3 protein-coding genes are annotated in these 4,301 nt (G+C 72.7%); all 3 read left to right on the forward strand.

Going from position 1 to position 4,301, the window contains the following annotated elements; genetic code table 11:
- The first annotated feature begins 125 nt into the window (after positions 1–125).
- The 3 genes from ABD308_RS31555 to ABD308_RS31565 all read left to right on the forward strand — a co-directional run bounded on the left by ABD308_RS31555 (position 126) and on the right by ABD308_RS31565 (position 4,247).
- Positions 126–1,031 (forward strand): hypothetical protein, encoded by a 906-nt coding sequence (locus tag ABD308_RS31555; protein ID WP_344342645.1) that lies wholly within the window; start codon positions 126–128, stop codon positions 1,029–1,031.
- Between the two features lie 163 nt (positions 1,032–1,194).
- Positions 1,195–2,073: a FadR/GntR family transcriptional regulator gene (locus tag ABD308_RS31560; RefSeq protein WP_344342649.1), complete on the forward strand. Its 879-nt coding sequence runs from the start codon at positions 1,195–1,197 to the stop codon at positions 2,071–2,073.
- Between the two features lie 524 nt (positions 2,074–2,597).
- Positions 2,598–4,247 (forward strand): RNA polymerase sigma factor, encoded by a 1,650-nt coding sequence (locus tag ABD308_RS31565; RefSeq protein WP_344342651.1) that lies wholly within the window; start codon positions 2,598–2,600, stop codon positions 4,245–4,247.
- Positions 4,248–4,301 lie beyond the last annotated feature (54 nt).

Genomic DNA, 4,301 nt, shown 5'->3' on the forward strand with positions numbered 1-4,301 from the left:
CCGCGGCAGCCGGGCCGCCGTCCGCCGCCCGGGAGGGCGCGGGGGGCGGGGCCGGCGGGGGCGCTGGGGTGGAGCCGGGTGGGGTTGTCGTTCCTGTGGCCTCTGACCTTCGGAGTGAGTGAAGCGTGCGAGTTCTGGCTTATGAGCTGCGCCGGATGCGCGGCCTGCGTTCGACCTGGCTGTTGCTCGGTCTGGTGGTGGTCGGTGATGCCGTGGTCGCCGGTGTGCTGGCGGCGCAGGCGGCCGACGGGGTCCTGGGGGGTGCGGCGGCGGTGCGGCTGCTGACGGCGGCGGTGCCGTTGGTGCCGCTGCCGTTCGCGGCGCTGGGGGCCGGGGCGCTGGGCGCGCTGTCGTACGCGCACGAGGTGCGCCATCCGGGGTTGGCGGCCTCGCAGGTGGGCTATCTGCGCCGGGTGCGGCTGGTGGCGGGCAAGCTGCTGGTGACCGGCGCGGTCGCGGCGCTGCTGGCGCTGGTGACGCTGCTGGTCGACGCGGTGACCGTGCACCTCGCGCTGCCGGCCGGCACGACGGTCGCGGCCTGGTCGGACCCGGCCGCGCTGTCCGGGCGGGCCGCGCGGGTGCTGGCCGTCGTCGGCCTGGGCGGGGCCGACGAGTTGCCGGGGGCGGTGGCGCCGCTGGTCCTGGGGGCCGGGCACGGCGCACCGGTCGCGCTGCTGGCGTTCGTCCTGCTGGTGGTCGCGGCGGGCTGGACCGGGGTGCTGACCGCCGCGCTGACCCGCAGCGCGGTCGCCGGGGTGCTGCTGCTCTGCGCGCTGCCGCCGCTGCTGGAGTCCGGGGTGGCGCTGCTGCTGCGGCGGACCGGGACGGCCTGGCCGACCCGGGCGGCGGAGCTGCTGCCGTTCCAGTCCGGGATCGAGTGGGCGTACGGATGGGTGTACGGCGGGGACCGCCGGGTTGCGGCCGGCGGATCGGTGCTGACCGATCCGGTGCTGCTGGCCGCGGTGGCGGCGCCGGCGTTCGTGTTGCTGCTGGTCACCCTGGCGGTGCAGGTCAGGCGCCGGGCGCTGTGAGCCCCCGCCCGGCGGGGGCGGTTCGTCAAGATCGGCCAAGGGTGACCGTAATGCGCGCTTCGCCCTGATAAGAAGTCAATTATCCAGTCACGGTCGATCACCCTTTCGTGTGCTTTTCACGAGAATTCTCAAGCTGCGCCCGCCGATCGCCGACAAAGGAGCTGTGAACACCCTTGCGCACCCCACCATGACCCCCGCCCGTTCCGCCGACGGGGCCATCCCCGGCCCCGCCGACCTGGACCGCTTCGCCTACGCCGACCGGCCCACCCCGCCGGCGCCCCGCTGGGAGGGCGCCGAGTCGGACCTCGCCCGGGTCGGCCGCAAGACCACCAGCAGCCGCGGCCGCGGCCTGCACGGCCAGCTCGTCCAGCAGCTCGGCCAGATGATCGTCTCCGGCGACCTCGGCGCCGACCGGCCGCTGGTCCCCGAGGAGATCGGCCAGCGGTTCGAGGTCTCCCGCACCGTCGTCCGCGAGTCGCTGCGGGTGCTGGAGGCCAAGGGCCTGGTCAGCGCCCGGCCCAACGTCGGCACCCGGGTCCGTCCGGTCAGCGACTGGAACCTGCTCGACCCGGACATCATCGAGTGGCGCGCCTTCGGCCCGCAGCGCGACGAGCAGCGCCGGGAGCTGTTCGAGCTCCGCTGGGCGATCGAGCCGCTGGCCTCCCGGCTGGCCGCCGGCCACGGGCGGGAGGACGTTCAGCAGCGGCTGGCCGAACTGGTCGAGATCCTGGGGCACGCCTGCGGCCAGGCGGACCTCGCCACCTACGCCCGGGCCGACGCCGAGCTGCACGGGCTCGTCCTGCAGCTGGCGGGCAACCGGATGCTGGAGCACCTCTCCGGGATCGTCGCCTGCGCGCTCCAGGTGTCCGGCGGTCCGGCCACCTCCTGCGAGCGGCCCTCGGAGTCCTCGGTCGGGCTGCACGCCCGGCTGGTGGACGCGCTCGGCACCGGCGACGGCACCGCCGCCGAGACCGCGATGCGGGCACTGCTCACGGTCCACCCCGAGGTCGAGCCCTCCGTGCCCGCTCCCCGGGAGCACTGAGCGGGCCGTTCGGCGACCGGGTGCCGGCACTCCCGCCCCGCGACCCGTCCACGGACCGCCCCGTCATGATCCGTCCGACCGCGACCGTCCCGCGGCCTCCCGCCGCCTCCTCCGCGACCCCGGCCCTCCGGCTGCCGCCAGGTGCAGCCGGGGGGCCTTCGCGTTTCCGGCGCCTCCGGGCCTTCCTCCCGACCGAAGTGTCGTGTTCATGGTGAACGACTTCGGCCCGGGTGGGGGATGATGGAAGCCGGCCCCGGGCCGCGGCCGCCGTCCGGTGTGACCCGCGACACGAAGGCCATGCGTAACACTTGACGAGTAGCAGCGATGTGTCCTGAGCGGAAGCAGCTCCGGAATACCCCAACATGTCAGAATGCTGTGTTGGTCCGCGGCGCTGCTGCCGTCCTGCAAACCCAGTCCTCAAGCCCGAGTCGGTCGGAATCGACACCGCGTGCCCGACGCGCGATCTCCTTCCCCGCCCGCTCGGGCGGCCGGTACGGGTTCGAGTCCACTCATCGTCCGAGAGGTTGTTCGTGTCGGCCAGCACATCCCGTTCGCTTCCCCCCGAGATCGCCGAGTCCGCGGCTCTGCTGGCGCTCATCGAGCGGGGCAAGGCCCAGGGGCAGATCGCCGGTGACGACGTGCGCCAGGCGTTCGAGGCGGACCAGATCCCGGTCACCAAGTGGAAGAACGTCATGCGCAGCCTCAACCAGGTGCTGATTGAGGAGGGGGTGGACCTCATGGTCAGCGCGGCCGAACCGGCCGGCGCCAAGCGCAAGAGCGTTGCTGCCAAGAGCCCCGCCAAGCGCACGGCGACCAAGGCGGTCACCACCCGGACCCCGGCCGCGCCGTCGGCCCCGACCAAGCCGCCCGTGCGCATCGCGCCCGGTGCGACCATCTCCACGCCGGCCGTCGCGGCCGCCGCCGCGCCGGTCAGCACGGTGTCCGCCGAGATCACCGCCGATGCGACGGCTTCGGCCGGCGAGGTGAAGGCGGCTCCGGCGAAGAAGGCTGTCCCGGCCAAGAAGGCCGCCGCCAAGAAGACCGCCGCGCCGGCCAAGAAGGCCGCCGCCAAGAAGACCACCGCCGCCAAGACGGGCAAGGGCGACGAGGAGCTGCTCGGCGAGGAGGAGCTGCTCGAAGAGGTGGCCCTGCCGAGCGACAAGCCCGGCACCGAGGGCGACGCCCCGGAGGAGGAGTCGGAGGGCTTCGTCCTCTCCGACGACGACGAGGACGACGCGCCGGCCCAGCAGGTGGCCGTCGCCGGTGCCACCGCCGACCCGGTCAAGGACTACCTGAAGCAGATCGGCAAGGTCCCGCTGCTCAACGCCGAGCAGGAGGTCGAGCTCGCCAAGCGGATCGAGGCCGGCCTGTTCGCCGAGGACAAGCTCTCGGCCGCCGACAAGCTCGCCCCCAAGCTCAAGCGCGAGCTGGAGATCATCGCCGAGGACGGCCGCCGCGCCAAGAACCACCTGCTGGAGGCCAACCTCCGACTGGTGGTCTCGCTGGCCAAGCGCTACACCGGTCGCGGCATGCTCTTCCTGGACCTCATCCAGGAGGGCAACCTCGGTCTGATCCGTGCGGTCGAGAAGTTCGACTACACCAAGGGCTACAAGTTCTCCACCTACGCGACCTGGTGGATCCGCCAGGCGATCACCCGGGCGATGGCCGACCAGGCCCGCACCATCCGCATCCCGGTGCACATGGTCGAGGTCATCAACAAGCTGGCCCGCGTCCAGCGCCAGATGCTCCAGGACCTGGGCCGCGAGCCCACCCCGGAGGAGCTGGCCAAGGAACTCGACATGACCCCGGAGAAGGTCATCGAGGTCCAGAAGTACGGCCGCGAGCCCATCTCGCTGCACACCCCGCTCGGCGAGGACGGCGACAGCGAGTTCGGTGACCTCATCGAGGACTCCGAGGCCGTCGTCCCGGCCGACGCGGTCTCCTTCACCCTGCTCCAGGAGCAGCTGCACTCGGTGCTGGACACCCTGTCCGAGCGCGAGGCGGGCGTGGTGTCGATGCGCTTCGGCCTGACGGACGGTCAGCCGAAGACGCTGGACGAGATCGGCAAGGTGTACGGGGTCACCCGTGAGCGCATCCGCCAGATCGAGTCGAAGACCATGTCCAAGCTGCGCCACCCGTCGCGTTCCCAGGTGCTGCGCGACTACCTGGACTGATCGCCGGTACCGGTCGCCGGTACCGATCGGAAGGCCCGGAGCCCCGTGCTCCGG

This window comes from Kitasatospora putterlickiae (genome assembly GCF_039527695.1).
Lineage (GTDB): Bacteria > Actinomycetota > Actinomycetes > Streptomycetales > Streptomycetaceae > Kitasatospora > Kitasatospora putterlickiae.